Source organism: Roseateles sp. (assembly GCF_052436255.1).
Taxonomy (GTDB): domain Bacteria; phylum Pseudomonadota; class Gammaproteobacteria; order Burkholderiales; family Burkholderiaceae_C; genus Pelomonas.
This window is the reverse complement of sequence record NZ_JBQVNP010000278.1, coordinates 1-2,629: the sequence shown is the minus strand read 5'-3', so window position 1 is coordinate 2,629 and position 2,629 is coordinate 1. Positions and strand designations below refer to the sequence as shown.

Annotated in this window: 1 protein-coding gene and 2 pseudogenes; 2 read left to right on the top strand and 1 reads right to left on the bottom strand. The window is 69.5% G+C overall.

Annotated features, from left to right (window positions below; all coding sequences use genetic code 11):
• Positions 1 to 293: pseudogene (locus ACT6S0_RS27485) on the top strand (hypothetical protein); the annotation flags it as partial.
• Positions 294 to 325: 32 nt separating this feature from the next.
• Entirely contained in the window at positions 326 to 820 is a 495-nt protein-coding gene (locus ACT6S0_RS27480) for a 3'-5' exonuclease (protein ID WP_444766900.1), read from the top strand.
• Positions 821 to 831: 11 nt separating this feature from the next.
• Here ACT6S0_RS27480 and ACT6S0_RS27475 read toward each other — a convergent pair.
• A pseudogene (locus ACT6S0_RS27475) lies at positions 832 to 2,343 on the bottom strand (malonate--CoA ligase).
• Positions 2,344 to 2,629 lie beyond the last annotated feature (286 nt).

The following is a 2,629-nucleotide window of genomic DNA, read 5'->3' as shown; positions in this document are numbered from 1 at the left end:
TGGTCGGGTCCCTGGACCGCGACCTGGGCGTGCGCGTGGGCGAGCGCGTCGTGGTGCGGCCGGCGGCCCAGGTGCTGCTGCAGCGGGTGGCCGGCGCGGTCGGCGTGCACCTGGGCAAGAAGGCCGCCGGCCGCGTGGTGTCGCGCTGGGTGCCGCTGATCGGCGCGGCCGGCGTGGGCGCCTATGCCTACTGGGACACACGCCAGGTCGGCCGCGCGGCGCAGCAGCTTTTCGAGCAGTCTCAGGTGGTCGACAACGAAGCCGGGCAGGGGCTCGGCGACAACCCTGTGTAAGTGCTGTATCCGGGCGCTCGATACTCAGGCGGATGCAACTGCCGGCCATCATCGACATCGAAGCCTCGGGCTTTGGCCGCGGCAGCTATCCCATCGAGATCGGCCTGGTGGCAGCCGATGGCGCGCTGTTCTGCGGCCTGGTCTACCCAGAGCCCGACTGGCTGCACTGGGACGCCGCTGCCGAGGCCCTGCATGGCATCCGCCGCGAAACCCTGCTCACCCATGGCCGGCCGGCGCAGTGGATGGCCGAGCAGATGAATGCCCGGCTGCGCGGGCAGACGGTCTATTGCGACGGTTGGGGGCACGACTACCCCTGGCTTGCCAAGCTCTACGACGCCGCTGGCCTGCAGCCCAGCTTCCGGCTGGACGACCTGCGCCGCTTGCTCGACGAGCAGGAAGCCCAGCGCTGGCGCGGCGTGACCGAGGCCGTGCGCCAACGCCAGCAGGTCAACCGCCACCGCGCCAGCAGCGATGCGCGTGTGCTGCAACTGGCGCTCGACGAGATCAAGAACGGCGTCGCGGTCTGAGGCCGTGGCACCTAGTTGCCGCTGAACAGCCCCGCCTGCTGTTCGCGCAGCAGCTTCTTCTGCACCTTGCCCATCGCGTTGCGCGGCAGCTCAGCCGCGACGAGGATGCGCTTGGGCACCTTGAAGCTGGCGATGCGGTTCTTCAGCGCCGCGATGAGGCCGTCGGGATCGGGCAGGGCGCCGCCACGCGGCGTGACGACGGCGACGACCGCCTCGCCGAAGTCGGGGTGGGGCACGCCGATGACGGCCGACTCGCCAACGCCCGGCAGCTCGGTGAGCACGCCCTCGATCTCGGCCGGTTAGACATTGAAGCCGCCGCTGATGATGAGGTCCTTGCTGCGGCCGATCAGCGTCACGTAGCCGCGCGCATCGACGCGGCCGACGTCGCCGGTCTTGAACCAGCCGTCCGGCGTGAACTCCTCGGCGGTCTTCTCGGGCATCTGCCAGTAGCCGCTGAAGACGTTGGGGCCACGCACCTGCACATGGCCGATCTCGTCGACCGCGCAGCGCCGACCCGTGTCATCGACGGTGCGCAGGGAAACGCCTGGCAGCGCCGGCCCGACGGTGCCCCCGATGCGCTCACCGTCTTCCGGCTTGCAGGGGTTGGAGGTCAGCATCAGCGTCTCGCTCATGCCGTAGCGCTCCAGGATGAGATGGCCGGTGCGCGCCTGCCAGGCCTGCCAGGTCTCGAGCAGCAGCGGCGCGGAGCCGCTGATGAAGAGGCGGATGTTGCGCGTGTCCAGCGTCTTCTCCTGCAGCAGGCGCACGTAGAGCGTGGGCACGCCCATGAAGACGGTGGCTTCGGGCAGGCGCCGCGCCACGGCCGGCGCGTCGAACTTGTTGAACCACAGCATGCGGCTGCCGTTCAGCAACGCACCATGCGACGCGACGAACAGGCCGTGCACGTGAAAGATGGGCAGGGCGTGCAGCAGCACGTCGTTGGGCCGCCAGTCCCAGTAGGTCTTCAGCGTCTCGGCATTGGACAGCAGGTTGCCGTGGCTCAGCATCGCGCCCTTGCTGCGCCCAGTCGTGCCGCTGGTGTAGAGGATGGCCGCGAGGTCGCCCGCCGCGCGCGGCACCGGCGCATGCGTATCGCTCATCTGCACGGCGCGGTCCAGCAAGGTGCCGCTGCGGTCGTCGTTCAGCGTGAACACCCAGCGCACGCCACGCTGGAAGGCCAGCTTGCTGACCCAGCCGAAGTTTCGGCCGGCGCAAACGACGACGCCGGGCGCCGCGTCGCCGATGAAGTGCTCCAGCTCGCTGGCCTGGTAAGCCGGGTTGAGCGGCAGGTAGACCAGGCCGGCGCGCAGCACGGCGAGGTAGAGGATCAGCGCCTCGACGCTCTTGTCCGTGTGCACGGCGACACGGCTGCCCGGGGGCAGGTCGAGCTTGCCCAGCCAGTTGGCCAGCATCGCGCTGCCACGCTCCAGGTCGCGCCAGGAATACAGGGCGCCATCGGCGTCGATGGCGGTCACGTCCAGGTCCGCCGGGAAGCCGGCGCGCAGGGCTGAATAGAGATTCATGATGTAGGTCGACAGGCTGCTGCCTTGCCGGGTGACTGCCGTGGAACCGGCTTTGCCGAGCCACTGGCAGTGCGCCCTTTCCAAGGGGCCGGCGAAGCCGGTAGCGGGTTAGTCCAATTTGGCGCCGGAGGCCTTCACGACCGCCGCCCAGCGCTTGACCTCGGCGCCGACGAACTGGCCGAAGGCGTCGCCGTAGAGGTTGGGCGTTTCGGCGCCCAGGCCGTTCCAGAGCTTGCGGATTTCCTCGGTGGCAAAGGCCTTGCGCAACTCGGCCTGCATCGCGTCG